25 protein-coding genes are annotated in these 26357 nt (G+C 72.0%); 15 read left to right on the forward strand and 10 right to left on the reverse strand.

Going from position 1 to position 26357, the window contains the following annotated elements; genetic code table 11:
* Positions 1–66: 66 nt before the first annotated feature.
* The 3 genes from U8525_RS10010 (at position 67) to U8525_RS10020 (ending at position 3412) form a co-directional block, all read left to right on the forward strand.
* Positions 67–1242 carry an AAA family ATPase gene (locus tag U8525_RS10010; protein ID WP_374264229.1) on the forward strand — a complete coding sequence of 392 codons (1176 nt, stop codon included), beginning with the start codon at positions 67–69 and terminating at the stop codon, positions 1240–1242.
* A complete protein-coding gene (locus U8525_RS10015; RefSeq protein WP_374264148.1) occupies positions 1239–1805 on the forward strand; it encodes a hypothetical protein in 567 nt (188 codons plus the stop codon). The genes U8525_RS10010 and U8525_RS10015 overlap by 4 nt, the downstream gene beginning before the upstream one ends.
* 131 nt (positions 1806–1936) lie before the next feature.
* The gene (locus tag U8525_RS10020; protein ID WP_374264150.1) at positions 1937–3412 is read left to right on the forward strand and encodes a hypothetical protein; all 1476 of its coding nucleotides are present in this window, start codon (positions 1937–1939) and stop codon (positions 3410–3412) included.
* 70 nt (positions 3413–3482) lie between these two features.
* Here U8525_RS10020 and U8525_RS10025 read toward each other — a convergent pair whose 3' ends face one another.
* Positions 3483–4265 (reverse strand): hypothetical protein, encoded by a 783-nt coding sequence (locus tag U8525_RS10025; RefSeq protein ID WP_374264152.1) that lies wholly within the window; start codon positions 4263–4265, stop codon positions 3483–3485.
* Between the two features lie 770 nt (positions 4266–5035).
* On the opposite strand from U8525_RS10025, the gene U8525_RS10030 reads away from it, so the two are divergent.
* From U8525_RS10030 to U8525_RS10045, 4 genes are all read left to right on the forward strand, one after another.
* Positions 5036–5455, forward strand: coding sequence for a nuclear transport factor 2 family protein (locus tag U8525_RS10030; protein WP_374264154.1), 420 nt, complete (start codon positions 5036–5038; stop codon positions 5453–5455).
* A gap of 196 nt (positions 5456–5651) precedes the next feature.
* Entirely contained in the window at positions 5652–6443 is a 792-nt protein-coding gene (locus U8525_RS10035; protein ID WP_374264156.1) for a hypothetical protein, read from the forward strand.
* Positions 6444–6522: 79 nt separating this feature from the next.
* Positions 6523–7095, forward strand: a complete 573-nt coding sequence (locus tag U8525_RS10040; protein ID WP_374264158.1) for a YceI family protein — start codon at positions 6523–6525, stop codon at positions 7093–7095.
* Entirely contained in the window at positions 7092–7904 is an 813-nt protein-coding gene (locus U8525_RS10045; RefSeq protein WP_374264160.1) for a Rieske 2Fe-2S domain-containing protein, read from the forward strand. Before U8525_RS10040 ends, U8525_RS10045 begins: the two co-directional genes overlap by 4 nt.
* 57 nt (positions 7905–7961) lie before the next feature.
* Here the strand turns inward: U8525_RS10045 and U8525_RS10050 are convergent, their stop codons facing one another.
* The 3 genes from U8525_RS10050 to U8525_RS10060 all read right to left on the reverse strand — a co-directional run bounded on the left by U8525_RS10050 (position 7962) and on the right by U8525_RS10060 (position 11218).
* Positions 7962–9035, reverse strand: a complete 1074-nt coding sequence (locus U8525_RS10050) for a CBS domain-containing protein (protein ID WP_374264162.1) — start codon at positions 9033–9035, stop codon at positions 7962–7964.
* 123 nt (positions 9036–9158) lie between these two features.
* A complete protein-coding gene (locus U8525_RS10055; RefSeq protein WP_374264164.1) occupies positions 9159–10268 on the reverse strand; it encodes an ArsA family ATPase in 1110 nt (369 codons plus the stop codon).
* Entirely contained in the window at positions 10265–11218 is a 954-nt protein-coding gene (locus tag U8525_RS10060) for an ArsA family ATPase (RefSeq protein ID WP_374264166.1), read from the reverse strand. Before U8525_RS10060 ends, U8525_RS10055 begins: the two co-directional genes overlap by 4 nt.
* Before the next feature lie 388 nt (positions 11219–11606).
* Here U8525_RS10060 and U8525_RS10065 point away from each other — a divergent pair, with 388 nt between their 5' ends.
* Positions 11607–12050: an STAS/SEC14 domain-containing protein gene (locus tag U8525_RS10065; protein ID WP_374264168.1), complete on the forward strand. Its 444-nt coding sequence runs from the start codon at positions 11607–11609 to the stop codon at positions 12048–12050.
* A 19-nt stretch (positions 12051–12069) separates the two neighbouring features.
* Here the strand turns inward: U8525_RS10065 and U8525_RS10070 are convergent, their stop codons facing one another.
* Positions 12070–12753, reverse strand: coding sequence for a hypothetical protein (locus U8525_RS10070; protein WP_374264170.1), 684 nt, complete (start codon positions 12751–12753; stop codon positions 12070–12072).
* Between the two features lie 167 nt (positions 12754–12920).
* Here U8525_RS10070 and U8525_RS10075 point away from each other — a divergent pair, with 167 nt between their 5' ends.
* Positions 12921–13343 carry an STAS/SEC14 domain-containing protein gene (locus tag U8525_RS10075; protein ID WP_374264172.1) on the forward strand — a complete coding sequence of 141 codons (423 nt, stop codon included), beginning with the start codon at positions 12921–12923 and terminating at the stop codon, positions 13341–13343.
* Positions 13344–13453: 110 nt separating this feature from the next.
* Here U8525_RS10075 and U8525_RS10080 read toward each other — a convergent pair whose 3' ends face one another.
* The 3 genes from U8525_RS10080 to U8525_RS10090 all read right to left on the reverse strand — a co-directional run bounded on the left by U8525_RS10080 (position 13454) and on the right by U8525_RS10090 (position 16891).
* Complete coding sequence (locus U8525_RS10080) at positions 13454–13876, reverse strand: hypothetical protein (protein WP_374264174.1); 423 nt, start codon at positions 13874–13876, stop codon at positions 13454–13456.
* Between the two features lie 398 nt (positions 13877–14274).
* Positions 14275–15576 carry a serine/threonine protein kinase gene (locus U8525_RS10085; RefSeq protein WP_374264176.1) on the reverse strand — a complete coding sequence of 434 codons (1302 nt, stop codon included), beginning with the start codon at positions 15574–15576 and terminating at the stop codon, positions 14275–14277.
* A 115-nt stretch (positions 15577–15691) separates the two neighbouring features.
* Complete coding sequence (locus U8525_RS10090; protein ID WP_374264178.1) at positions 15692–16891, reverse strand: serine/threonine-protein kinase; 1200 nt, start codon at positions 16889–16891, stop codon at positions 15692–15694.
* A 241-nt stretch (positions 16892–17132) separates the two neighbouring features.
* Here U8525_RS10090 and U8525_RS10095 point away from each other — a divergent pair, with 241 nt between their 5' ends.
* The 6 genes from U8525_RS10095 to U8525_RS10120 all read left to right on the forward strand — a co-directional run bounded on the left by U8525_RS10095 (position 17133) and on the right by U8525_RS10120 (position 22865).
* A complete protein-coding gene (locus U8525_RS10095) occupies positions 17133–17510 on the forward strand; it encodes a helix-turn-helix domain-containing protein (RefSeq protein ID WP_374264180.1) in 378 nt (125 codons plus the stop codon).
* A gap of 84 nt (positions 17511–17594) precedes the next feature.
* Complete coding sequence (locus U8525_RS10100) at positions 17595–18047, forward strand: helix-turn-helix domain-containing protein (RefSeq protein WP_374264182.1); 453 nt, start codon at positions 17595–17597, stop codon at positions 18045–18047.
* Between the two features lie 492 nt (positions 18048–18539).
* On the forward strand, positions 18540–19643 hold the full coding sequence (locus tag U8525_RS10105; RefSeq protein ID WP_374264184.1) for an AAA family ATPase: 1104 nt from the start codon (positions 18540–18542) through the stop codon (positions 19641–19643).
* On the forward strand, positions 19640–20536 hold the full coding sequence (gene truB / locus U8525_RS10110; protein ID WP_374264186.1) for a tRNA pseudouridine(55) synthase TruB: 897 nt from the start codon (positions 19640–19642) through the stop codon (positions 20534–20536). The genes U8525_RS10105 and truB overlap by 4 nt, the downstream gene beginning before the upstream one ends.
* A gap of 12 nt (positions 20537–20548) precedes the next feature.
* The gene (locus U8525_RS10115) at positions 20549–21145 is read left to right on the forward strand and encodes a GNAT family N-acetyltransferase (protein ID WP_374264188.1); all 597 of its coding nucleotides are present in this window, start codon (positions 20549–20551) and stop codon (positions 21143–21145) included.
* A 208-nt stretch (positions 21146–21353) separates the two neighbouring features.
* Positions 21354–22865: a hypothetical protein gene (locus U8525_RS10120; RefSeq protein WP_374264190.1), complete on the forward strand. Its 1512-nt coding sequence runs from the start codon at positions 21354–21356 to the stop codon at positions 22863–22865.
* 82 nt (positions 22866–22947) lie between these two features.
* Here U8525_RS10120 and tkt read toward each other — a convergent pair whose 3' ends face one another.
* A complete protein-coding gene (gene tkt, locus U8525_RS10125) occupies positions 22948–25005 on the reverse strand; it encodes a transketolase (protein WP_374264192.1) in 2058 nt (685 codons plus the stop codon).
* Positions 25006–25141: 136 nt separating this feature from the next.
* Positions 25142–26347, reverse strand: coding sequence for a VWA domain-containing protein (locus U8525_RS10130; RefSeq protein ID WP_374264194.1), 1206 nt, complete (start codon positions 26345–26347; stop codon positions 25142–25144).
* Positions 26348–26357: the final 10 nt, after the last annotated feature.

Consider the following 26357-nt stretch of genomic DNA (forward strand, 5'->3'; position numbering starts at 1 on the left):
TTCCTGGGGGACGTGGGGTGGGGATGGGCGTTCGCGCGCTGGGGCCGGTGAAGTAGGGTGGTGGCGATGCTGGAATCCATCCACCTCAAGAACTTCAAGAGCTTTGTGGACGCGGAGGTGAAGCTCGCTCCGGTGACGGTGCTCGTGGGGGCGAATGCCTCTGGAAAGAGCAACCTGTTGGATGCGCTACGGCTGGTTCAGCGGCTGGAGTTGGGGTGGACGCTGACCGAAGTCCTCCAGGGACGTCGGGAGGCAGGGCGGGAAGTGGCTCCAGCGCTGCGCGGCGGAAGCCTGGGCCTCGCGCGCTCAGCGGACGTTCCTGTCGATTTGACGCTTCGTTGGAGTTCGGGGAGCGACGGCTCACTGATCCACAGTATGGGGATCGAAGTTCGGGGCGACCCCTCATTTCATTGGGAGCGGTTGGAGCTGAGTGTCGCTTCACAGCAGCACGCCATTGAATCAGTACCCGTCAAGGGACTGCCCCCCATGATTTCGCACGTCGATGGGAGGATTCATATTGAAGCCAATCAGAGCATTTATCGCGAAGCTCGGAATCGCCTCGGCACGACCTATGCTCGTAGCTTGCTGGATTTGCCGACGCTAAATAGCGCTCTCTTTCTAGAGGTGATTCCAGCGCGGATGCGTGGCTATTCACCGCAGCAGGATATTGATCTGGGCGCTGAAGGGGAGAACATCTCGTCCGTACTCTGGTCACTCAGCCTGCGTCATCCGGACACGCAGCAGGAATGGGTTGATTGGCTCGCTGAGCTATGCGGTCCAGAGGTCGTTGGACTCAATTTCATCACGACCGATCTGGGCGACGTGATGTTTGCCCTCGTGGAGAAGGACGGGACCCGGACTCCCGCGCGGAGCTTGTCGGACGGGACGCTGCGCTTCCTGGGAACGCTGGTTGCATTGAGGACCGTGCGGGAGGGCAGCATCGTGATTCTGGAAGAGCCCGAGACCGGCCTGCATCCTCAGCGCATCCATCTGCTCGTGGAGTTCATCGAGGCGGTTGCCCGCGAACGCAAGCTCCAGGTCATCCTGACCACGCATTCGCCACAGGTGCTGATGGCGCTCTCGCCTGAGGCGTTGAAGAGCACGGTGCTGTGCGCGCGCTCGCCGGGCCAACCGGGCACGGTGTTGCGCCGCCTGGGTGACCTTCCTCACTTCGAGGAAGTATCGAAGCTCTCCAACATCGATCACCTGTTCACCACGGGCTGGTTGGAGCGCGCATTGTGAAGGTCCTCGTCATTCCCGAGGACCCCACGCGCGACCAGTACATCCTCAAGCCCATCGTCGAGGCCCTCTTCGCGGACCTCGGACGAAAAGCTCGCGTCGATGTCCTGAAGGATCCTCATCTACGGGGAACCTCCGAAGCACTCGCGCAGAAGATGGTTGGACGCATCGTCGCTGAGAACCCGATGGAGGACCTGTTCCTCCTGATAGTGGATCGGGACGGCGACCGGTGGAACAACACCCATCAAGCCGCCGCACGCGAAGCGGATCATCCGAACCGGGTCATCGCCTGCCTCGCCGTTGAGGAGGTCGAGGTGTGGATGCTCGCCCTGCACCGTGAAGAACTCGGTGTCGCCTGGGCCGAGGTTCGCGAACACACGGACCCCAAGGAACACTACGCAGACCCCTTCCTGCGTCAGAAGGGATGGTTGATGCAGGTGGGCAGTGGCCGCAAACGCGCGATGCAGGGCCTGGGAGCCCAGTGGAAGGCCCTCTTGGACTTCTGCCCGGAACTGAAGGAGCTCCGCGACCGGCTGCGAGCCTGGTTGGAACGCACTCCCGTCTGAATGCGTCCACGCCCAGGGATGCGAGGTCCGAAAGGCGGATCCTGCCCGACCCGAAGCCCCTGATTCCGGGCACCTGACCATGGCGCACCGGCTGCACCGGCGCGGGCTCCTCCTTCCTCGGAGCGAGCCTGATGTCCCGAATCGATGCGCCCGGTAGCAGCCCCCTGCCTCCCGACCCCACGCTTCCCGAACCCGATGCACCCGCGCCCGACCTCCGCGTGGGCACGACCGCGTCCCGCAGGACCTCCGTCAGCGAGAGCAGTGCCTCCGCGCCCGCTCGCAACGAGCTGCGGCCCTATGACGGTCCTTCGGCTCCTCCCACCGCGCCCCGTGTCCCCACGCACGCGGAAGGTCCCGCCGTGTCCGCTCGCGAGCTCGCGGCGCTGGGCGGCCGGCTGCGCGCCCCCTCCGCTCCCGTCCCCGAGGACCGCTATGCCTCGGTCCGCGCGCACCTGACGCGCGGCCTGTCCAACCCCTTCCTCACCGACAGCGACGTGAAGGCCGCGCACGCTGCGCTTGGCGCCGTGCCTCGCGACGCGTACCTCGCCACGCTGGAGCGCATGGACCGCGATGGGCTGCTCTCCACCTACGTGTCCCGGATGGACGCTCCGTCGCGCCAGGCCTTCCTCGAACAGGCCGCGTCGAAGGGCGTCCTCTCGCGTCGCCCGGGCGGCACGGAGGGACCGCTCGGCATGCCTGGACGACCGGAGACCTTCGTCAATGATCCGAAGCTGCCCGCCGCCCTGCGCGACGCCGTGAACGCCCACGCCACCGACATGGGCCGCGCCACCGTCGTCGCCTACGACGCGTACCTGGCCTGTTACGGCGACGCCGTGGCCCAGGCCGGCAGCCTCCAGGCCCTTCGCGCGCTGGGACCTCCGCGGCCGCTGGACCTTCGCGAAACCTCGCTCGGCCTCTCCTGGTCCGACCCCCAGCGGGAACGCTACGAGTCGGAATGGAAGGCCGGCCTGGGACGCCCCCGACACTCGCTCGTCCAGGCGTATGAGGCCGTCACCGCCCGCGCCCAGGTCCTCTCCGGCCAGCGGCCCGCCGGCGCCTTCGTCTCCGCCGAAGTGAGCGCGTCCCTGGAACTGCTCCACTTCAAGAGCGAGACCCATGTCTCCGCGCGCGGCACCACCGACCGCGAGACGCAGGCGGGCGTCGCCACCAAGGCTGGACCCCTGGGCCTGGAGGTGATGACGGACGCGCACGGCAAGACGGAGGCGCAGCTCCAGGTGGAGCTGGGCATCGCCAGCGTCAGCCGCGACTCGGAAGGCAAGGTCGAGCTGTCCCTGGGCGCGGGCTCGCACGCCCGCGCCCAGGCGAGCCTCAACCCGCGCACCGCGGAGTTCGGCGGCGGCGTCTCCCTCGAGGTCTCCGACAAGGCCAGCCAGGGCCACGCCACCCTCAAGCTGGGCTACGGCCTGCGCGGCCTCACCCCCGAGCGCGCCGCGCTGGCCGTCCGCGGTGACGTCCCCGGCCTCTTCAGCCGCCCCCAGGACCTGGACCCCGGCGTGTCCTGGGACGCCCTGCCCGCCGAGCGCCGGGCCCTCTATGAACGCCAGGGCTGGACGCGCGAGGAGTGGGCCCAGGCCGCCCGGCGCTGAGCACCCGCACGTTCGCGAGCCGCCGCTGCGCCACCCCATCAACTGGCGGGTCGCGCGGTGGACGGCGGGGTCAGGACCTGGGCCGGGGCGCTCTCGGCGCTGGCGGCTTCTCCGGATCATCTTCCGGACGCAGGGCGATGGCGGTCCACATCGCCAGGTGCCAAGGGACGAAGAGCAGGGCCATGCCACTCGTGAACACGGCGGCCGGGAGGGCGAGGAGGATCCACCCCACCGTCGCCACCCACAGCAGCGCCGAGCCGACGCTCTGCATGTCCCGCGACCGGGAGTGGTGGCCCATCAGGGCGCACACGGTGGCGAGCACGAGGCCCGCGCCGGCGCCCAGCAGCACCTCGGCCGCCGCCGGCATCCGGAAGTAGTCGAGGAGGAACCACAGCGCCACCAGGCCGCCGGACTGGTACAGCAGGCTCACCACCGCCAGCGTGATGTTCCCCCCGCTCAGCCCCGGCTTCCTCCCCCCCTCGCGCTCCGTCTCCAGCAGGTCGGGCGGCAGCTCCATCGCGTACGGATAGCCCAGGGCGAGCAGGGCCTCCTTCGCCGCGTGCCGCACCTTCATCCCGCCCGAGCCCGCGTAGTCCCCCACCGGGTTGCTCCGGTCCAGGAGCCCCAGCAGCAGATCCGCCCGCTCGCGCAGCGGTTCGTCCGGCGCGGGCGGACGGCCCAGGCCCACGATGAGCGCGTCGATGTCCGCGCGCACCATCCCCGGTGACCGCACCTCCTCCAGCAGGAGCGTCAGCGGCGGGAACGCCTCCGCCGCGATGGGCTCGGGGACGTCGGCGGGCGCCTCGTCGGTGGCGGAGGACGACGGCGCGGAACGGAGGGCTTGCTGGGGCATGGGTGCTCCTGGCGGACAGTCATCCTCCGGCGGAAGCGCGGGAGCAAGGGGGGCCCTCCTGTCCTCGGGTGCCATGAGGAGACAGTGTCCGTGGGACCGCCTCCGGACGCGTCAGCGCAGCACCTTCTCCACCACCACGACGTCGTGCCACGCGCCGTCCACCCGCGCGTGCTTCGCGTGGGTGCCCACCGGGGTGAATCCCAGGCGTTCGAACATCTCCCGGGGGTGCGCGGTCCGGGACCTGGGGGGGCGCTTGTGGAGGCCCCGCTCCTCAGGTCACCCCGCGCGATGCCCCACAGCGCCACCAGCGAGGGGAACAGCACCAGGAAGGCCACGATGCCGTAGCCCTTGGAGAGCAGCGCCCCGAAGTCCCACGGCGTCACGTCCGCGAGCGGCATCGCCCGGCGCACCTGGTACAGCGCGCCCAGCGCGACGAAGACGGCGGTGCCCCAGCCGGGCGGCGAGTCCACCCCGGGCGCGGGGGCCGCCCCCGCCGGCGCACCCTCGGCCTCCTCCGTCACGGGAGGGGCCAGGGCCAGCAGGGCTGCCTCGGCCTCCTGCCAGGACTGTCTCCTCGGAGTGGAGGCGGGCTCGGGGCGGTGGGCTTCCTGGGGCATGACGGCGTCCCTCTTCCATCAGCGGCCGCCCGGGGGCAAGGGGGTGGGGCCTCCGACCGCGGGACGAGGGAGCGGCCTCCGCCGGCAGGCCGCGTCCCCCTCGCGTGCGCACCCTTCCCGCACATCCCCTTTCGCGATGAGCGAGGACTTCCGATGGAACGAGCGCAGCGGTTCGTGGATGCACTGCTGAAACTGGAGGCGGACGGCGACGTCGAGCCGATGGTCGCCCTCTTCACCGACGACGCGCAGGTCAGCAACGTCGCCTCCCCCCACGTCTTCTCCGGCGTCGACGGCGCCCGCCGCTTCTGGACCGAATACAAGGCCACCCTGGGCCAGGTGAAGTCCACCTTCCGCAACACGATCGAGTCCGGCGACCGCGTGGCCCTGGAGTGGGAGACGCAGGGCACCGCGCGCAGCGGCGCCGCCATCGCCTACGAGGGCGTGTCCATCATCGAGTGGGACGGCGACCGGGTCCGCCGCTTCTACGCCTACTTCGATCCGCACGCCCTGGGCCAGGAGCTCGCGCACGGCACCGCGCCCCGGTCGGAGGTGCCTTCGACGACGCCGGCCTGACAATCACCACGCCGCGCGCGACTTCCGGCGGCCCCTGGGGTTCTTATGGCTGCATCCACCCAGGGGTATGCCGACATCGTGAGGTTCACCCGGACCCGGTGTGCACCGCAGTGCACCGGAGCTGAGAGCCGGGGTAGCCTGGGAAGGCATGGCCCCCCATTCTCTCGACGGGCCGCGTTGTCCTCCCGGGAACCCCATGATGACCCGCGTCATTTCTCCCCTCCTGGCCGTCATGCTCCTGGCGGCCTCCCCCGCTGGCGCGGCCCTCGCGCCGGACGCCCCCGTGATGGTCGCCGCGGCGAAGCGCAAGCCCGCGAAGGCGAAGCGCAAGCCCGCCACGCCGCCGCCCCCGCGGGAGACCGCGCCCGCGGCCCCGGTGACGCCGGACGTCGCGCCGCCCGTGTCCGCCACGCCGTCGTCCGGTTCGACGGAGGCTCCCGCGACGCAGGACTCCAGCGGCGCCCCGTCGTCCGAGCCCAGCCTGGACTTCGACCTGCTCACGCCGGAGGCGGAGGCGTCCAAGGGCCTGTTGGATCCGGACCTGCAGAAGGACCTGGAGACGCGCCGCACGATGCTCAAGCTGCACCAGGGGCTGGGGCTGGCCATGGCGGGCGGCCTCACCGCGGCCACGGTGCTGGGGCAGATCCAGTTCAGCCGTTCATTCACGGGCGGCGGAGATGACCGCTCGCTGCTCGCCTGGCACCGGGGCGTCGTCATCGGCACGTCGCTGCTGTTCGCCACCGTGGGCACGCTGGGCGTGCTGGCGCCGGACCCGGTGGAGCGCCCGTTCCAGTGGGACACGGTGACGTTCCACAAGATCTTCATGAGCCTGGCCACCGCCGGGATGATCGCCCAGGCCGTGCTCGGCATCCTCGCGACCCACAGCTACGGCGAGATCACCGAGCCGAAGTACGCCACCGCGCATCAGATCGTGGGCTATGCCACGCTGGGCTGCGTCGCCGCGGGCATCGTCACGCTCACTTTCTGACCCCATCCCCCTTGTCGTGAATGTCTCCGTGCGCCGGCCGTTGTGCGGAGGCAAGACGTAGCCCCCTCTGGAGGACGCCGTGATTGCTCGACGACTCGTTCTGTCCGCTGCCCTGCTGCTCGCGCTGCCCGCCGCCGCGCAGAACGCGAAGCTGTTCTCGGTGAAGAAGGACGCCAGCTCCCTCACCTACAAGCTCATCCACAAGATGCACACCGTGTCCGGCAAGGCGCCTCCCAGCGAGGGCAAGGCCGTGCTGAAGCCGGACGGCACCCTCCAGGTGGCCGTGCGCGCGCAGGTGAAGGACTTCGACTCGCAGAACTCCAACCGCGACACGCACATGCTGGAGGTGACGGAGGCCTCCAAGTTCCCGCTGGTGGAGGTGAAGGCCGTGGGCACCGGCGTGAAGCCGCCCGCCTCCTTCCCGGGCACCGTGCCGGTGACCCTCAAGGGCAAGCTCACCTTCCACGGCGTGACGAAGGACGTCGAGATCCCCATGACGGTGAAGTTCGACTCCGCCACGCAGGTGACGGCGGACGGCTCCTTCAAGATCAGCCTGGAGGGCTACAACATCGAACGGCCCACGCTGCTGCTCGTGAAGGTGGATGACGAGCTGGTGCTGGAGCCGCACCTCGTCTTCACGGAGGGCACGTGAGCTCGTCGCGTCGCGACTTCTTCAAGAAGCTGTTGGGCACGGGCGTGGTGGTGGCGGGCCTGCCCCCCGCATGTGCGCCGAACATCGACCCGGCGCCGGTGCTGGACGTGCCCATGCCCGGCACGGACGGCATCGTGGCCCTGGTGGTGCAGCGCTACCCGGACCTGTCCCGCGAGGGCGGCGCGCTGACGCTGCGCTTCCCGAGGGAGTCCGGGCAGGAGAACCTGCTGGTGGTGCACCCCACGGCGGACACCTACGCGGTGCTGTCCGCCACGTGCACCCACGTGGGCTGCCCCATGGGCTTCGACGGCCAGGAGGCCGTGTGCCCCTGTCACCTGTCGAAGTTCGACATCACGACGGGCAAGGTGACGCAGGAGCCCGCCACGGTGCCGCTCAAGACGTACGTGTGCACGTACAACGCGGGCACGCAGGTGCTGAGCATCAACATCCTGGCCGGTGACGCCGCCTTCCCCGCCGTGGACAACGACGGCAAGGTGACGCTGACCTTCGCCCAGTTCCCGGACCTCCAGAACGCGGGCGGCATGGTGAGCGGGACGCCCAACGGCTACGGCAAGCGCATCTACGTCTTCAAGCTGGAGGACGGGACCTACTCCGCCGTGGACTCCGTCTGCACGCACCAGGGCTGCGAGGTGGGCTTCGATGCGGGCCTCGACGAGCTGCTCTGCCCGTGCCACGCGTCCATCTTCAGCAAGACGGGCGTGGTCGAGCCTGGGGGCGCGGCGACGGTGAACCTCAAGACGTTCACCGTGACGGCCGACGCGACCGGCGTGGTGGTGGGCATCGCCTGAAGCACGGACGCAACGGACGGGAGGTCGTCCACGCCTCCCGTCCCGTGGCGCTGGCCGTCAGCGCAGCCGGCTCCAGAACGAGCGCCGCGAGGAGATGCGCTCCAGCGCCTCCTGTAGCTCCTCGTCCTGATCCGCGCGGCTGGCGATGTCCCCCAGCGCGATGATGCCCACGAGCCGGTCGTCGGGCTCCACCACGGGGATGCGGCGGACCTGGCGGCGGCCCATCAGCTCGATGACGCCGTGCAGGTCCTCCTCCGGCAGCACCGCCTCCAGGTCCTCCGTCATCACGTCCGCGGCGCGCAGGCCGTCCACGGCGCGCGAGCCGGTGAAGGCGCGCAGCGCCAGGTCGCGGTCCGTCACGAGCCCCAGCAGCCGCCCCTCGCCGTCCACGATGGGCACCACGCCGCAGTCCTCGTCGCGCATGAGCTGCGCCACCTCGCGCAGGGCGCTGTCGCGGCGCGCGGTGCGCACCTGCCGGGTCATGATGTCGCGCGCGGTGAGCGGCTCGCGCTTCCAGCGGCGGCGGGAGGCGCCGGGCGCGGGGGACGGGTCGCGGGCCGAGGCCCGGAGCCTCGGATCCAGGGGGAAGGTCTCCCCGCTTCGCGGGGGCAGCTGTTCGCGCGGGCCCGGGTCCTCGCGCCACGCCGGCGCGCCGCGGGCCTGGCGGTCGCGCAGGAGGGGCTCCTCGCCGCCGTAGCCGGTGCGGTCCCACTCGCGGTAGTCGGCGCGCTGGGGCCGCATCTCCAGGACCGTGTCCTCGCCCTGGGTGCGCCGGGGGCCGGCGCCGTTGGCATAGCGCACGTCCCGGTCGTCGCGGCCGTAGGGGCCGGTGGTGCCGCCGTCGCGCTCACCCTCGCGGTCCGCGCGCCAGGTGCCCGTGTCGTCCACGTCCGTGCGCACGCGGCCCAGGCGCCACGCGGCGGCGCGGTGGAAGCGCCCCTGGCGGTCCGCGGGCCGCTCGTCGCGTCCGGGCGTCCAGCCGCTCACGTCGGCCTCCGCGCGCTCGCGCGAGCCCGGCGGCGCCACGTCCGGCGGGCGGTGCGTGGCCATGGCGTCGGTGGGAGGCGTGGAGATGTCCGCGCGCCCCAGGTCATGCCTGCCGTTTCCGTTGCTGTAGTCCTTGGTGCCCATGTGCGTCGCAAGCCTCCTCGACTTGCGAACATGGGAAGCGGGCCCGGACGCGCAAAGCTCCGGCCGGCCAGGTGCGGCGCCGCCTGCCCGTCCGCCCTGGACTCCGGTGCGACGCCCCGGACGTCAGGCGACGGTGAGCGCGTCGCCCAGGTGCACCAGGCCCCGGAAGTCCTCCAGGTCCGCGCCCGCGTCCGGCGCGGCGATGGCCAGCGCGCCCCGGGGCAGCCCCTCGGCCAGCCTCGCCAGCAGCGAGCGGTGGGCCTTCGCGCGCGCGTCCTCCACGCCCGCCAGGTGCTCCAGCGCGACGACGGCGTCCGCGTCCGCGGTGTTGTTCGCGTGCGGCTTCAGCGCGGCGGCGGGGGCCAGGCCGTCGTCGCGCGCCCAGCTGCGGTTGAGCACGTAGCCCGCGAAGGGCAGCCCCTTCGCCTGGAGCGCCTGCTGGAAGAAGGTGGCCTCGCGCAGCGCGGCGGCCTCCGGCGACGTGACGAGCAGGAACGCCGCGTCCTTCGACGACAGGTGCTCGCGCAGCCGGTCCGCGTGCACGCGGATGCCGGCGAACAGCCCGCCGAAGGCGCCGACGAACGTGCGCATCTCCTGCGCGAAGCCGCCGCCGAAGATGCCGTCCAGCACGCGGCCCACCAGCGCCTGCGCGCCCTGCCACAGGCGGCCGGTGCGGCCCGCGTCCGGGCCGAAGAGGGAGATGATCCGCTCGTCCAGGAAGCGCGACAGCCGGCCCGGCGCATCCAGGAAGTCCAGCGCGTGGCGGCTGGGGGGCGTGTCCAGGACGATGAGGTCGTAGTGGCCCTCCGCGAGGAAGCCGTCCAGCGCCTCCGCGGCGGCGTATTCCTGCACGCCCGCGACCAGCTCCGACAGGAAGCGGTACAGGCGGTGCTCCAGGACGGCGCGCGCGGCGCTCTCCGTGGCGGACAGCCGGCGCACCATGCGCTCGAAGACGATGCGCGGCTCCAGCATCCACACGTCCAGCCGGCCCTCGCCGCGCGGGCCGTCCGCGTACAGGCGCTCCGGAGGCACGGGGGTGGGCTCCGCGCCGTTCTCCTTCAGCCCCATGGCCTCCGCCAGCCGCCGCGCCGGGTCGATGGTGAGCACCAGCACCTTGCGCCCCGCGCGCGCCGCGGCCACGCCCAGCGCCGCCGCCGTCGTCGTCTTGCCCACGCCGCCCGCGCCGCACAGCACGAGGATCCGCTTGTCGCGCAGCAGTCCGTCCAGGTTCATGGCGTGGCCTCCTGGCCGCGGTGGAGCGCGGCCCCTTCGAGTGTGGACCCCAGCAGCTCCGCCAGCCGCTCCACCAGCGCCGCGCCCGTCAGCGCCAGCTCCGGCAGCCCCCAGTGCGGCACGCCCACGCCCGCCGCCAGCCGCTGGCGGGCCAGCCGCGCGCGCTCCAGCCGCTCCAGCGCCCGCTGTCCCTGGTGCGGCCCGTGCGTCTCCAGCAGCCGCTCCAGCGCCGCGCGCGACTCCGGCGTGAAGGGGTCCTCCGGCATGCGGTTGAGCACCGCGGCGGACAGGGGCAGCCCCACGGCCTTCAGCTCGCCCACCAGCGCCAGCGTCTCGCTCACGGGCAGCGGCTCCGGCAGGGTGGTGAGCACCACGCCCGTGCGCGCCGGGTCCTGGAGCAGGTCCAGCCCCTCGCGCACCGCGCGCCCCACGGGCCCGCCCGGCATCAGCGACAGGATGCTCCGGGGCAGCGTGGCCAGCGCCAGCGCGTGGCCGGTGGCGGGCAGGTCCACCACGGTGAGCGGGTGCACCCAGCGGTCGTCCGCGTGCTTGCGGCGCAAGAGGGAGAGCAGCTGGAACATCAGCCCCATCTCCTTGAGCGCGGGGCCCGCCTCCAGGAAGCGCCGCAGCGCCTTGGAGCGCAGCGCGGCCTCCGCCAGCCACTTCAGGGGCAGGGTCTCCTCCAGGAACAGCCGGTGTCCCTCCTGGGCGGACAGGCGCACGAAGGACAGGTTCGGCCCCGCCGGCACCACGCGCGGCCCGGCCTCGCTCGCGCCCACCAGCCCCGCGAGCGCGGACGGGCCCCCCTCGTCCGGGGACAGCTCCGCCAGCAGCACCGGCTGGCCCGAGCGCGCCGCCGCCACCGCCAGCGCCGCGGAGAGCGTCGTCTTGCCCACGCCGCCCTTGCCCGACACGAGCACGGCGCGTCGCCTCCACAAGGAATCCAACACCACGCTCCCATCCCCCGCGCCAGCGGCGCGACGCTTCACGGTGAGCAAGGAAGCGCGTCCCGACAACCGCCCGGGAATGCGCCCAGGGACGACCGTCCGTCTGGCCGCCCGCACCACGAGCATAGCGGCTTTCCAGGCCCACCCCGGCCCCCCGCGCGCCGCGCTGACCCTGCCGTGACACAGGCGGAGCCGCGCCACCCGTGCGGGGACGGCATGACGCGACGTGCGGGCGCGCGGAGAATGACCCGGCCCGGCAGGACACGCGGCGTGCGTGACGCGACGACCCAGCGGGTCGTGCCCACGGACAAGGCCCGGAAAGAAGGAGTCACGGACTGGTGACGTCCCCCGGGATTTGGGTACCCTCAGGCCCCTCTGCGTGGGAGAGGGCATGGCGGTGCTTCGGGAGTGGGTCTTCGGGACACAGCACGTCTCGCTGGAGTCCTCCGACATCCTCTGGGCGAAGGTTCAGGGCACGTTTTCAGAGGAGGACGTGCGGGCGCTGGTGGGCGTGTTCCGCGAGCTGGGGGCGGGCCCCGACAGGCCCCTCTACTTCGTCGTGGACCTGCGCGACAGCGGCCCCGAGGGGCTGGCGGTCGCGCCGCGCAAGTACCTGGCCGAGCACATGCGCCCCAACTGGTTCCACGCGGTCGTCTTCTTCGGCGCCAGGCGCACGCACCGCGCGGTGCTGCAGGCGCTCGTGGTGGCGCTCCAGTTCGTCGACGACACGAAGTTGGAGGCGGAGTTCGTGGACACGGAGGCCCAGGCCCGCGCGTGGCTCGCGGCCCACCGGCGCCGTCAGGAAGCCGCTGGCGCGCTGAAGGGGCACGGCTGAGCGGCGGGGGCGCCGGACGTCAGTGGACGGCCCAGCGCTCGGCGATCTCCTCGCACGCGAGCACCACGTCGCCCAGCCGGCGGATGTGCGCGCGCGGCGCGACGAACAGCGAGCCCGCGAACACGTCCACCACGGCCATCAGCCGGTGGTCCGCCGGGCCCAGCCGGCACAGGTGCTGCTCCGCGAAGCGCTGGAGCAGCGTGCCGATGTACTGCCCGCTCCGCTCGTCCAGCGGGTGCGTCTTGGAGAAGTAGAGCTTCATCAGCCCCACGCGCGGGTTGCCCTGCTTGTCCAGCCGCTGCACCACCACCTCCGGGCGCACGCTGATGGTGACGCCGGCCATCTCCAGCACGGGCGGCTCCGCGCCCACCGCGCTGATGATGGCGTCGTCCAGGTCCAGCCACGGCACCAGGTCCGCGAAGCGCTCCAGCGCCTCCGAGCACAGCTGCATGCGCTGCGCCTCGAACTCCGTCTGCGGCACCGCGCAGGCGAAGCGGCGCTGCGCCTCCCGGAGCACGCTCAGGTCCAGCCCCCGGCAGAGGAAGTCCGTGATGGCCTGCGACGCCTCCGGATAGCGCAGGTACTGGGCCTCCGGCGGGTGCTTCTGGTCGTGGATGATGCGCTTGCGGCGGGCGGGCGTGGCCACCAGGTATTCGCCCAGCTTGTTCACCGAGACGCGCGGCAGTTCACGGGTTTCCGTCATGGTGTTCCCCCTCTGGAAGGCTGTCGGAATGGGTACACAGTACAGAGGGGGTCTGACATCCAATGGACAGGGATTCCTTGTACGAAAGGGCAGGGTCGCGTCCTGGCACTTCCCTGGGGTGGAGGGGTTGGGCGTAGGGTCTCCCCAGCAGCCGGGGGGAGGACCTCATGGAACGACAGATTCGCGAGTGGACGTGTGGCGCGCACCGGATCCGCATGACGGCGCCGGACGTGTTGCACACGAAGTACACGGGCATCGTGGGGTTGCAGGACGCGAAGTGGGCGCTGCGCGTCTACGAGGAGATGGCGGCGCAGGGGCCGTTCTACCTGGTGGCGGAGGTGCCGGGGTCGGAGCTGCCCGCCGAGTCTCGCAAGTTCCTGGCCAACAACGTGCGCGCGGAGTGGATGCGCTCGGTGGTGTACGTGGGGTCCGACCTGTCACAGCGCGTGGTGGGCAAGGCCATGTCCGTGGCCATGCTGCTCACCGGCCACGCGGCCAGCTTCGACACGGTCTTCGTGGACACGATGGCGCAGGCCGAGGCGTGGGTGGACGCGCACCGCCTGGATCACGCGCCGCGCCGCGTGGGCTGAGCGCCGTCTGGGGTTGACGAAGGGCCAGGCCAGGGCGGGTGCCCGGGTCCTGGCCCTCCGTGTTCGGGGCGCTCGCCGCGAGAGCCTGCCCGACGGTCGGACCGGCTCGCTCAGGGCATGCGGTCCGGGTGGCCGTAGCGGTACACGTCGGACACCGGGTTGGTGCCGGCGTCGCTGCGGGGGCCGTCGCCGTCCGGCATGTCGTCGAGCGAGGCCCCCGGCGCGCGCTCGCGCGGGTCGTACAGGTGCAGGCCGCTGGCGTCGCGGCGGCGCGGGTCGCCGTCGTCCGTGTCGTCCTCGGCGCGGAGGTGGATGCCCTTCTCGTCGGCCTCGGTCAGCTCGCCGTGGGGCTTGCGCTCTTCGTCCTCCTCCTCGGAGCGGGGGCGCCGGGGCTCCTGCTCCTCGCGAGGCGTGGCGGGCGCGGAGCCCTGGCCTTCGCGCTGGGGCTCGCCGCCCTGTCGCGGGTCCGTCGGACGGCCGTAGAAATCCTCGGCGGGCTGCATGGGGACGGGGTGCTTGTCGTGGGTGGCCATGAAGGATTCCCTCCGTCGGAAGAGGTTCTTCATCGCCCCCGGTGTTCGGCAACCTGCTCCGGAGGCACCCGCAAGGGGCTGGAGGGCAGGCAGCCAGGCATCAGGGCCCTCCCGTGCGCGGCGTCAGGGCGACATGCGGGGGATTCCCCCGGCGAGCGCGGGTGCCGCGTCATCGCCGAGCGTGCGCGCGCGGTCGTCGCCGGGCTGGGGCGCCCCATGTCTGGGCTTGCGGTGGCCGGAGTCGCCCTCCTCCCCTTCACGCGAGCTTCGCCAGGCACTGCAATGCCTTGCGGCACGCCCCAGGCCCGGGAAGGACAGACATGGACCCCTGGCGGCACCCCGTTGGTCCCGGGGGCCTCGGGGGGCGCGGGGCCCAGGGGGCCGGGCCTGGCGGGGGCTCACACCGGCTGGTGGCCGTCGTCGTCATCGTCGAAGTCTTCTCCCGGCACCTCTTCATCCGGTCCGGCCAGCTCGTCCAGGTCCTCCACGGGCAGGAGGTCGTCGCTCAGGTCCGGCGTCACCTCGTCGCCGGGGATGAACGGGGGTGGTCCCTCCGCGCCTGCGGACTCGGACGTCATCGCGGCCTCCTCGGCGGTCAGCTCCTCCGGGTGCAGCCCGCCCTCCAGCAGCTCCGCCTGGTTGCGCCGGCCGGTGGCCTCCCTCGCGGCCTCCGCCACCTCCTCCGCCAGGGCCTGTCGCCCGTACGCGGGCGCGTGCTCCCGCAGCCACTCCCGCAGCGCCGAGGCCAGCTCCGCCGCCGTGCCGAAGCGGTCCGCCGGGGCCTGGCGCAGCGCCCGGACCACCACCGCGCGCAGGCCCTCCGGCACGTCGCTCGCCAGCTGCTCCACCTCCTCCGGCCCCACCCGCGCCATGCGGGCCGCCACCTCCGTCAGCGGCATCCACGTGGGCCCCTGCGCCTGCACCAGCGGCGGGTCCGGCGGGGGCGGGAGCGCCACGTCGTCTCCCTGCGCCAGCGGATGCGTCCCCGTCAGCACCTCCAGCAGCACCAGCCCCAGCGAGAAGAGGTCGCTGCGCGCGTCCACGGGCTCGCGCCGCAGCGCCTCCGGCGAGGCGTACGCCACGTCCCCCTTCACCAGCGGGCGGCTGGTGATCTCCCGCCCCGGCAGCGTGGAGTACGCGGCGGTGAAGTTCGTGAGCTTCACCTCGCCGTGCACCCCCAGGCGCAGGTTTCGGGGGCTCACGTCCCGGTGCACGATGCCCAGCGGCCGGTTCCACTCGTCCCGCAGCGTGTGCGCGTGGTGCAGCGCCTCCGCCACCTCGGAGACCACCCACGCCCCGAAGGCCGGGGACATGGGCTTGCGCCGCATGGCCACCAGGTTCAGCACCGTGTCCAGCGACCGGCCCTCCACGTACTCCATCACCACGTGCGGGACGCCCCGGTAGGCCTTCAGGTGGTAGACCTTCGCGATGCCCGGGTGGTTGAGCCGGTACGTCAGCTCCACCTCCTCCACCAGCCGCCGCCGCTCCACGAAGCCAGACGGGTTGCGCAGCCGCTTGATGACCACCGGGCCGCCCAGCCCGCCCCGGTAGCGCCTGCGCGCCAGCATCAGCAGCTCCCCCGTGGAGCGCACCTCCAGCTTGCGCACGAACTCGAAGGCCGTGCCTCCCACCGTGAACAGCACGCGCGGCCGGCGGGGCATGCCGGGGAGCTCCTCCGTCGTCGTATCGGGCGTCTTCATGTCCAGCTTTCCTACCTCCAGGGTCGAGCGGTCATCGCTCCACCCCGCAGGTAGCACAAACCCTGTCGTGGGGAAAACCTCAAGGGTCGTGTTGATAGAGATGGACCCAGTGGGTTCATTCGCCCCGGCGCAATCCCAGACGCCGGAGCCACCGCTCCCACCGCCGCCGCCACGCCCGCCGCCGGGCCACCCACCAGGGCAGGGGCGGGGGCAGGGGCGCGGCCAGCCCCAGCGACGGTCCGGGCGGCGTGGACGCGCTGGAGTGGGGCGCCGCGCCGGGGATGCGCCGCTCCCTGGCGCGGGCCCAGCGGCGCAGCTCGCGGGCCTCCTCGTCGCCGTCGAAGTACGTGTCGGACTCCTCCGTGACGGCGTCGTGGAGCGGCGGCGCGGCGAACAGCGGCGTGTCCCAGCTGTCCGGGGCGCGCTCCAGCGCGGTGCTCAGGTCTGCATAGAGGTCCGCGCCCATCTGGTAGCGCTGGCTGGCGTCCTGGCGCAGCAGCCGGTCGCAGATGTCATTGAGGGCGCGGGGTACGCGCGGGTTGAGCGCCCTCGCGGAGCGCCCCTTGATGGCCTGGATGCCGTCCAGCAGCGCCGCGGCCGGCAGGTCCGGGGGATAGGGGAAGTCCCCCGTGAGCACCTGGAAGAGCGTGAGCCCCAGCGAGTAGAGGTCGTCGGTGGGCTGGTACTCGTAGCGGGACATGCCCTTGGGGTTGTTCAGCCAGTAGCGCAGGAGCTCCGGGCTGCGGTAGCTGGGCGTGCCCGGCGGCGGCCGCCCGTCCGTGATGGCCGGCGCGCAGGCGTGGTCGCTGGAGCCGAAGTCCACCAGCACCGGCCGCGCGTCCGACGCGCGCACGATGATGTTGCTGCCCTTGATGTCGCGGTGGCGCACGCCCGCGCGGTGGATGAAGTCCAGGGTCAGCGCCAGCTCCGCGAACAGCCGCGCCACCTGCCGCGCCGTCGGCCGCGCCTCCATCGCCCAGTCCGACAGCGTGGGACCCTCCACGTAGTCCATGACCAGGAAGAGGTAGCCGGTGCGCGGGTGCGGCCAGCGGTGATAGCCGCGCAGCGCCACCACGTTGGGGTGGGTCATGCGGTGCAGCACGCTCACCTCCTTGAGCGTGCGCGCGTCCACCTGCGAGCCGTCCTCGGCGTCCTGCGGCCCCTGGAGCGCGAACTTCAGCGCCACGTGGGAGCCCCCGGTCTCCGCCAGGAACACGGTGCCGTAGCCCCCCGTGGCTAGGCGCCGCAGGAGCCGGAAGCTGCCCACCACCTCCTGCGGCTGAAGGAGCAGCGGATGTCCTCCTTCCAGGCTCATGGCGCCGCCCCTCCCGGGCCTTGGGGCGGCTCGAAGCGGGGCTCGAAGTGGACTGGATGTGGAGCGTTCAATCGTAGAGATGAAATGTGGTTGGGAGGGTGCATACGGAAAAGGACGTATTGAACCTGGCAGGTCAATAGCATGGCGGCTGCCCCTTGGGGTAGTGTTGGTGCCGTGTCAGGTAGGCCGCCGGAGACCTGACTTCATGGGAGACACGTCCGGCCAGGAGCGGTGAGCGGCAATGAACGAGGAGCTGGCCATCATGGTGGGCACCGCGGCGCGGGCGGCCCGCGAGCGGCAGGGCCTGACCCAGGGCGACGTCGCCAGCCAGGTGGGCATCGCCATGGAGGTCTACAGCCGCATGGAGCGCGGACGGGTGCTGCCCAGCTCCACCACCCTGCGCAGGCTGTGCATGGTGTTGCGCATCCGCGCGGACACGCTCCTGGGATTGGACGGGCCCTCGCCGCCGGAGGAGGCGCGCACGCTGGCCCTGGCGGACCGCGAGGAGGATCCGCCCGCCCTGCGCCGGCTGGTGCGCGCGCTGCGGCCCCTGGATGAAGAGGCCTTGAAGGCCATAGGCCTCATCATCCAGGGCGCGCTCACGCTGCGCGACCGCTGAGGCCCGGGCGGCGGTCCCAGGCTTGACGCCCCGAAAACTTGCGCGCCGGGGGAGAGGTGCAAGGTTTTGGGGGTGCCCCGCTCGGTGAATGGAAAACTGAACACGGTGTTTGGCGCCGCCGCTCGCGATGCGCGGCTGCGGTTGGGACTCACGCAGGCGGACGTGGCGGACCGCGTGGGCATCGCCATGGAGGTCTACAGCCGCATGGAGCGCGGCAAGATGCTGCCCCGGGCGCGCAACCTGCGGCGGCTGTGCGACGTGCTGGCCGTGTCCGCGGACACGCTCCTGGGCGTCAAGCCCGGCTCCGCGCCCGTGTCCCCCCGGGCCACGCCGGGCCAGGAGGACGCGCCGGAGCTGCGCCGGCTGGTGCGCGCGCTGCGCGAGCTGGAGCCCGGCCAGCTCAAGGCCGTGGCGCGCGTGGTGCGCACGGTGGTGTCCGTCATGCCCCCGAAGCCCGCTGCCGGGGCCTCGCCCACCCCTTCGCCGGGCGTCCGGAAGAAGCCTGCCGCGCCCGTCCGGAAGCGCCGCGCGGGTTAGCGCGGCGTCATGGGCAGACGGCCCCTCCCGGACCGCGACCGGGGGGCTTGCCTGCCTTTCGGACCCGGGGGCCATGCCTCCGGGCGGGCCCCGCTCCCCAATGGCAGACAGGTGGTGGGCCGCACGGGGGCACGTCATGCTTCCTCCCCCCCGACGCCCGCGGGCGGGCCGCGGCGCCTCCAGGCGCTGCGTTCGCTGGGGCTGCTGGACACGCCCGCCCACGAGCGCTTCGGGCGCATCGTGCGCACGGCGGAGGCGCGGTCGGGGGACGTGGCGAGCCCTTCCGCGCGGGCCCTCACGGCTCCGCCAGCACCAGCAGCCCGCGCGACAGGTCCACGACGTCCCCGTACCCGTCGCCCGGCACGCGGACGCCGATGGCCCCCTGGTAGAGGCTGTCGGTGCTGCGCGGGAGCCCTCACGGCCGGGCGCGACAGTGGCCGGACGAAGGTGCAGCCTCCTTCGGAGGAGGCCGGATAGGCTGGCCGGAACGTCATGCCCCTCACGCGTCTGGACATCGCGGGATACCGCTCCGTGCGTCAGCTCCACCTGGAGCTGGGGCCGGTGACCGTGGTGGTGGGCCCCAACGGCAGCGGCAAGACGAACCTGTACCGCGCGCTGTACCTGCTCGCCGCGGCGGCGGAAGGAAGGCTCGCGCGCACGCTGGCGGAGGAGGGCGGCACCCCGAGCGTGATGTGGGCGGGCCCCCGCGACCCGAAGCGGCCGGTGCGGCTGCGCGTGACGGTGGACCTGGACGACCTCACCTACGAGCTGCAATGCGGTGTGGTCCCCGTCGCGCCCGGGCTGCCTCCCCCGACGATGTTCACCCTGGACCCAGAGGTGAAGGAGGAGCACCTCTGGGCGCACTCCGGCGGCCGGCGGCTGGTGTTGATGGAGCGCAAGGACCGCACGGCCTTCATCCGCGACGCGGACGGCAAGCGCATCACGTTCCCCACGGAGCTGTGGGGCGCGGAGTCGGTGATGGATCAGCTCGCCGAGCCCCACCGCTTCCCCAGACTGGGCGAGGTCCAGCGCGCGCTGAGCGCGTGGCGCTTCTACCATCACTTCCGCACGGACCCGGACGCGCCGCCCCGGCACCCGCAGGTGGGCGTGCGCACGCCGGTGCTCGCGTCGGACGGGCGAGACCTCGCGGCGGCGCTCCAGACCCTCCAGGAGATTGGCGACGCCCGCGCCCTGGAGCAGGGCATCGACGACGCCTTCCCCGGAGCGAGGCTGGAGGTGCGCGCGGAGGACGGCCGCTTCAGCCTCTTCCTGCACCTGCCCGGCCTGTCGAGGCCCATGGCCGCGCCGGAGCTGTCGGACGGGACGCTGCGCTACCTGTGCCTGCTGGCGGCGCTGCTCAGCCCCAGGCCGCCGCCGTTCCTCGCGCTGAACGAGCCGGAGACCAGCCTGCACCCGGACCTGCTGGAGCCCCTGGGCAGGCTCATCGTGCGCGCCTCGGAGGACAGCCAGGTCTGGGTGACGACGCACGCGGAGGGCCTCGCGCGAGTCATCGCGGACAGGACCGGCGCGTCGCCCGTGCACCTGGAGAAGGCGCAGGGCGCGACGACGGTGAGGCGCGGCGGGGACGACGAATGACCCCCGGCCTCTACCTCACGCACAAGCCCGTGGGCGCCACCAGCTTCGCCACCGTCCGCGCCTTCCAGGAGGAGGCCCAGGCGACGCGGCCCGGCCGCCGCACGGCGCTGTGCCACGGCGGCACGTTGGATCCGTTCGCGGAGGGGCTGCTGCTGATGCTGGTGGGCCCGGCCACGCACCTCTTCGAACACCTGCACGCCGCGCCCAAGGTCTACGAGGCCCGGGTGGAGTGGGGCGCGGAGACGGACACCGGAGACCTGCACGGCCGCCCCGCCCCCTCGGGTGGCGCGACCGCCCTCACGCCCGCGCGCCTCGAAGAAGCGCTGCGCCCCTTCCTCGGGTGGACGGAGCAGGTGCCCCCCGCCACCAGCGCGAAGAAGCTCGGCGGCGAGCCCGCCTACCGCAAGGCCCACCGGGGCGAGGTCGTGGACCTGCCCCCCTCGCGCGTGTACCTGCACACCGCGCGCTGGCTGTCGCACGACCTGCCCCGCGCCAGCGTCCTGGAGCTCACCTGCCGGGGCGGCTACTACGTCCGCTCCCTGGCCCGGGACCTGGGGCGGGCGCTCGGCTGCGGCGCGCACCTCTCCGCGCTGAAGCGCACGGCCATCGGCCCCTGGAAGGACCCCGGCCCCGGCGCGCGCGTCGAGCTGCACGGCCGCGACCTGCTCCCCTGGACCTCCTCGCGAGCGCTCACCGACCAGGACGTGGGCGCGCTGCGCCAGGGCCAGGCCATTTCGGCCACGCCGCTCCAGCCCCCGGACTGGCGCCTGCCCCCCGGCTACCCGGAGCCCCCGGGCCCGGTGCGCGGCTTCCATCAAGGGAAGCTGACCTTCCTGCTCACCCCCAGGGACGGAGCCCTCTGGCCCGAGACAGCGCTGCGCGGTGGCGTCTAGAACAGGCGGCCCATGGCCCCTCCCGACCTGAAGACCGTCGCGCTCACCCCGGAGCGCTGGCCCGACCTCGAGAAGCTCTTTGGACCCAACGGCGCCTGCGGCGGCTGCTGGTGCATGTTTTGGCGCATCCCGGAGGGCGAGCGCTACGACGACGTGCGAGGCCCCGAAGCCCGACGCCGCTTCCAGGCCCTCGTCGCCAGCGGAGAGGCGAAGGGCATCCTCGCCTACGCGGACGGCGAACCGGTGGGCTGGGCCACCTTCGGTCCACGCCGCTCCTTCTCGCGCCTGGACCGGGCCCCCAGCCTCACCTGTGACGACGCGGACGCCGTCACCTCCGTGCCCTGCTTCTTCATCCACCGGCGCTGGCGCAACCAGGGCGTGGCCACCGCGCTGCTCGCCGCCGTGGAGGCCGCGGTGCGTCGCGACGGCCCCGCCACCCTCGAAGGCTATCCAGTGAAGCCGCCCAGGGGCTCGGCGCGAATCAGCAACGCCATGGCCTACACGGGCACGCTCCCGTTCTTCCTCAAGCGGGGCTACGTCCACGTCGCGGACCGCCCCGCCGGCAAGCAGCGCGTGCGCAAGGCGCTCAAGCCCGCGCGCCGGAGGTGATGCCTTTCGTCACCACCCCGGGGGGCGGGGGGATGATGACTGTCATCACCGCTGGTGACTGTTGTCACCACCCCGGTCTTCGCGTCATCGCCGCGTAACTTCTTGGAATCCTTCAGGGTGTGCTGGCTCGGGGGGCTGGCACGACGCGAGCAATAGGTCCCGGCATGACCGCTTCCGCAAAGGAAGCCGCTCCACCCGGAGATCAAAAATGACCATCGCCAAGTCCACCTCCACCGCCGTCGCCCACGCCCTCAACAGCAAGCCGGCCCTCGGCAACAAGGAGCTCGCCGTCCTGCGCGGCACCGCGTCCCCGGCGAAGCAGGCGGCGGAGGTGAAGGCCACCCTCAACACCATGAAGTCGCAGATGGAGAGCCTGAAGGCGCAGCTGCATGACCTCCAGTCCCGTCACTCGCACCTCGGTGACCGCTTCTCCGAGCACGGCCACGGCTGCCGGGGCCCGCGCGACAACTGGCAGCCCAAGGACCTGGGCGCCCTGGTGGAGATGAACAAGCTGAACCAGACCTCCGGCCCCATCAGCGCCGAGAAGTTCGCGGACAGCATCGAGGCCGCCGTCGGGGACCTGGACGGCCAGGCCGCCTCCGGTGAGTACCGCGCCGTCGCGGACTGGGCCGCCAACAACCGCGAGCGCCTCACCCCGGAGGCCCGCCAAGTGATGGACATCTACAGCAAGTACGCGGCGCTCTCCCAGGCGCGCGGCGAGTCCGGCATCTCCCAGGGCGACTTCAAGAAGATGCTCGCGGAGATGCGCGACGTGGGGGACGCCAGCGCGAAGAAGGCGCTCGCCAACCTGGACAGCAAGACCCACGGCGGCGCGGTGTCGGGCCAGGACCTGGCCCGCGCCATCAAGGCCGGCACCGCGGACCACGACGGCCAGGCCGCCGGCGCGGAGCTGAAGGAGTTCGAGAAGTGGGCCGCCAGGAACGAGCGCCGCCTGTCCCCGGAGGCCAAGGAGGTCCTGGACGTCTACCGCAAGCACACCCGGGCCGCTCAGGCCCAGGGCCGCTCCGGCCTCACCGACGCGGAGACCGCCGCCATGAACAAGGAGCTGCGCCAGGTGGGCGCCGGTGACGTGAGCGCCCGCAAGGCCACGGAGGCGCTCGACAAGCAGCGCGGCCCCATCTCCGGCGAGGACCTCACCAAGGCCATCAAGGACGGCATCTCCGACACGGACGGCCACTCCTCCACCTCCGAGCTGAAGGAGTTCGAGAAGTGGGCCGCCAGGAACGAGGGCCGCCTCACGCCCGAGGCCAAGGAGGTCCTGGAGACCTACCAGCAGGCCGCGAAGAAGGCGGGCCCGGAGGGCATGACCCAGAAGGAGGCGGACGCCATGTTCAAGAAGATGGAGGGCTTCAAGACCTTCCACGACAGCTCCATGCGCGACGCGCTGGAGGGCCTGGACGCCAGGCAGGGGAAGATCTCCGGCAGCGACCTGACCGCCGCCATCGAGAAGGGCGCGGGCGACCTGGACGGCCAGGCGGCCGGCACCGAGTTCACCGACACGATGAAGTGGGCGCGGATGAACTACGACCGCCTCACGCCGGAGGCGAAGAAGGTGGTGGACACCTACGAGAAGTACGCCACCCGCGCGCAGGCCCAGGGCTCCACGGGCATCGACCAGCAGGACTTCAAGAAGATGATCAACGAGATGAAGTTCGTCAGCAACCCGCGCCCCACGCGCCCCGTGTTCTACGCGGCCTGAGGTGAGGTGGGGGGAGTTGGGGGGCGAGGTGCCCCGGACCTTCGGGGGAGGGTCCGGGGCACCTCTTTTTTCTACAGGCGCGTCAGTGCTTCTTCGCCTTGGCGATGGTGGCGTGCGCCTCCTTCACCACGTTCTCCACGGTGAAGCCGAACTTCTGCTGGAGCGCCTTGATGGGGGCGGAGGCGCCGAAGCTGCGCATGCCGATGACGCTGCCCGTGTGGCCCACCCACCGCTCCCAGCCGAACGCCGCGCCCTTCTCCACCGCGACGCGCGCCCTCACGCTCGGGGGCAGCACGCGGTCCTGGTACTCCTGGGGCTGCTGCTCGAACAGCTCCCACGAAGGCATGCTCACCACGCGCGCCTTCACGCCCTCGGCCTGGAGCTTCTCCGCGGCCTCCACCACCAGCGCCACCTCCGTGCCCGTGCCGATGAGGATGACGTCCGGCGCGCCGCCCTCCGCCTCCAGCAGCGTGTACGCGCCCTGGGCCACGCCGGACGCGGGCGCGAACTTCGTGCGGTCCAGCGTGGGCACCGGCTGACGCGACAGCACGAGCACCACCGGGTGGTGCTGCTGCTTCGCGATGTAGCGCCACGCCTCCGTCACCTCGTTGGCGTCGCCGGGGCGCAGCACGATGTTGCCCGGCACCGCGCGCAGGGACATCAGCTGCTCCACCGGCTGGTGCGTGGGGCCGTCCTCGCCCAGGCCAATGGAGTCGTGCGTGAAGATGTGGATGGACGGAATCTCCATCAGGGCCGACAGGCGCATGGCCGGGCGCTCGTAGTCACTGAAGATGAGGAACGTGGCGCCGTAGCCGCGCACGTGGCTCAGGTTGAGGCCGTTGACGATGGAGCCCATCACGTGCTCGCGCACGCCGAAGTGGATGTTGCGCCCCGCGTACTCGCCCGGCTTGATGGACGTGGACGCGGAGATGTACGTCTTCGTGGACGGGTTCAGGTCCGCGGAGCCGCCCACCAGCCACGGGTAGTGCTTCGCCAGCGCGTTGAGCACCTTGCCGCCGGACTCGCGCGTGGCCATGCCCTTCGCGTCCGCGGGGAACACCGGCAGCTCCTGGTCCCAGCCCTCGGGCAGCTCGCGCTTGAGCAGCGCGTCCAGCTCGCGCGCCAGCTCCGGGTGCTGCTGGCGGTAGTCCGCCAGGGACTTCTCCCACGCGGCGTGCAGCGCCTTGCCGCGAGCCCCCAGGCGCTCCTGGAAGCGCTCGCGCACGCCGTCCGGGACCAGGAACTGCGCGTCCTCGGGCCAGCCGTAGGCCCTCTTGGTGGCCTTGATCTCCTCCGCGCCCAGCGGCTCGCCGTGGGCGCTGGCGGAGCCCTGCTTCTTGGGCGAGCCGTAGCCGATGAACGAGTTGACGATGATGAGCGTGGGCTTGCCGCGCTCCTCCTTGAAGGACCGGTAGGCCTTGGACAGCGCGTCCAGGTCGTTGGCGTCGGTGACCTTGAGCACGCGCCAGCCGTAGCCCTCGAAGCGGCGGCCCACGTCCTCGGTGAAGGCCAGGTCGGTGCTGCCGTCGATGGAGATGTGGTTGCTGTCGTAGATCCAGCACAGGTTGGGCAACTGGAGGTGGCCCGCGAGCGACGCGGCCTCGGACGCCACGCCCTCCATCATGTCGCCGTCGCCGCAGAGGGCGTAGACGTCATGGGTGAACAGGTCGAAGCCGGGCTTGTTGAAGTGGCTGCCCAGCCACTTGCTGGCGATGGCCATGCCCACGCTGGTGGAGACGCCCGCCCCCAGGGGGCCGGTGGTGGTCTCCACGCCGGTGGTCCAGTGGTACTCCGGGTGGCCCGGCGTGGCGGAGTCCAACTGGCGGAAGCTGCGGATGTCGTCCAGGGACACGGCCGGCACGTCGGTGACCCGGGCGTCCTTCACGCGCTTCACGCCGGCCAGGTGCAGCAGGCTGTAGAGCAGCATGGACGCGTGGCCATTGGACAGGATGAAGCGGTCGCGGTCCGGCCAGTTGGGCGTGGCCGGGTCGTATCTCAGCTCCTGCTGCCACAGCTGGTAGGCCACGGGCGCCAGCGCCATGGGCGCGCCCGGGTGGCCGGAATGGGCCTTCTCCACCGCGTCCATGGACAGCGTGCGGATGGTGTTGATTGCCTGGGTATCGATTTTCTCGGTCGTCATGCGGCCTCCCGCGCAGGACTGCGTCGCGGGCGCACCATGCCGTAACTGGGGCCGCCGCGCCGCACGAAACACGCCCCTCCGTCGGCGGGCGCACCGACGGGCGGACAGGGGGCCTCACGCAATCCATTTGCGGGAATTACCGCCGCGCCGTCGCGCCCCGGGGCGTCCTTCCGCGGGTGAGGTGGTTCACCGCCTCACCCAGCCCCTCCACGGTGAGGGCGAACATGGGGAACACGTTGGCGATGACCGCGATGCTCCCCGAGCGCCACGACCCGCGAGGCTCCGGGTTGAGCCACACGTTGCGCTCGAAGTGCTGCGCCAGCTGCATCAGCCACGTCAGGCCCTCCAGGCCCTCCTGCCGGTACTGGCCGTTCGCGTCCGTGCGGATGCCCAGCTCATACGGGGCCATGGACGCGTCGCCCACCATCACCAGCTTGTGATGCCTCCCCACCTGCGCGGTGAGCTCCGGCACGGTGATGCCGCCCGTCAGCTGCGGCGTGGCGTACAGCTTCCCGTAGACGCAGTTGTGGAAGTAGTAGGTGCGCAGCTCCTTGAAGTGCGTGGCCTGGCTGGCGACGCTGAACAGCCGGCTCACCAGGTGCGCGTACGGGTCCATGGACCCGCCCACGTCCATGCACAGCACCACGCGCGTGTTGGGCCGGCGCGGCGGGCGCGTCACCACCTCCAGCTCGCCCGCGTTCCTCGCGGTGGCGGCGATGCTCTCGTCCACGTCCAGCTCCTCCGCCGCGCCCTCGCGCGCGAAGGCCCGCAGCTTGCGCAGCGCCACCGCCAGCTGCCGCGTGTCCAGCACCAGGTCGTCGCGGTAGCCCGCGTACTTGCGCGCCCCCGCCTGCCACAGCGCCTGGCCCTGCCGGCCGCCCGCGCCGCCAACGCGCACGCCCTGCCGGGCCAGGCCGCTGTTGCCAAAGGCAGACGCGCCGCCCGTGCCCACCCAGCGCGTGCCGCCGTCGTGGCGCTCGGTCTGCTCCTTCAGCCGCTGCTCCAGCTGCCGCCGCAGCTCCTCCGGGTCGCACTGCTCCAGGAGCGCCAGCTCCTCCGGGCTCAGGTCGGTGCGCTCCTTCGCCTCCTCCAGCCAGGACAGGAGCTCCTCGGTGAGCTTCAGCGCGTCGGACGCCACGCCCTGGAAGTGCGCGAGGAACGCCTGGTCAAAGGCATCCAGCTGCGCCTCCGAGTGCACCAGGAGCGCGCGCGCCACGTGGTAGAACCCATCCAGGCTGCTGTCGTGCAGCCCGGCCTTCAGCGCCCCGGCCAGGGCGAGCGCCTCCTGCGCGCCCACCTTCACCCCGCGCCTTCGCAGCTCATAGAAGAACGGCAGGAACATGGCGTGCTCT

Origin of the sequence: Corallococcus sp. RDP092CA (assembly GCF_041903675.1) — a bacterium.
Lineage (GTDB): Bacteria > Myxococcota > Myxococcia > Myxococcales > Myxococcaceae > Corallococcus.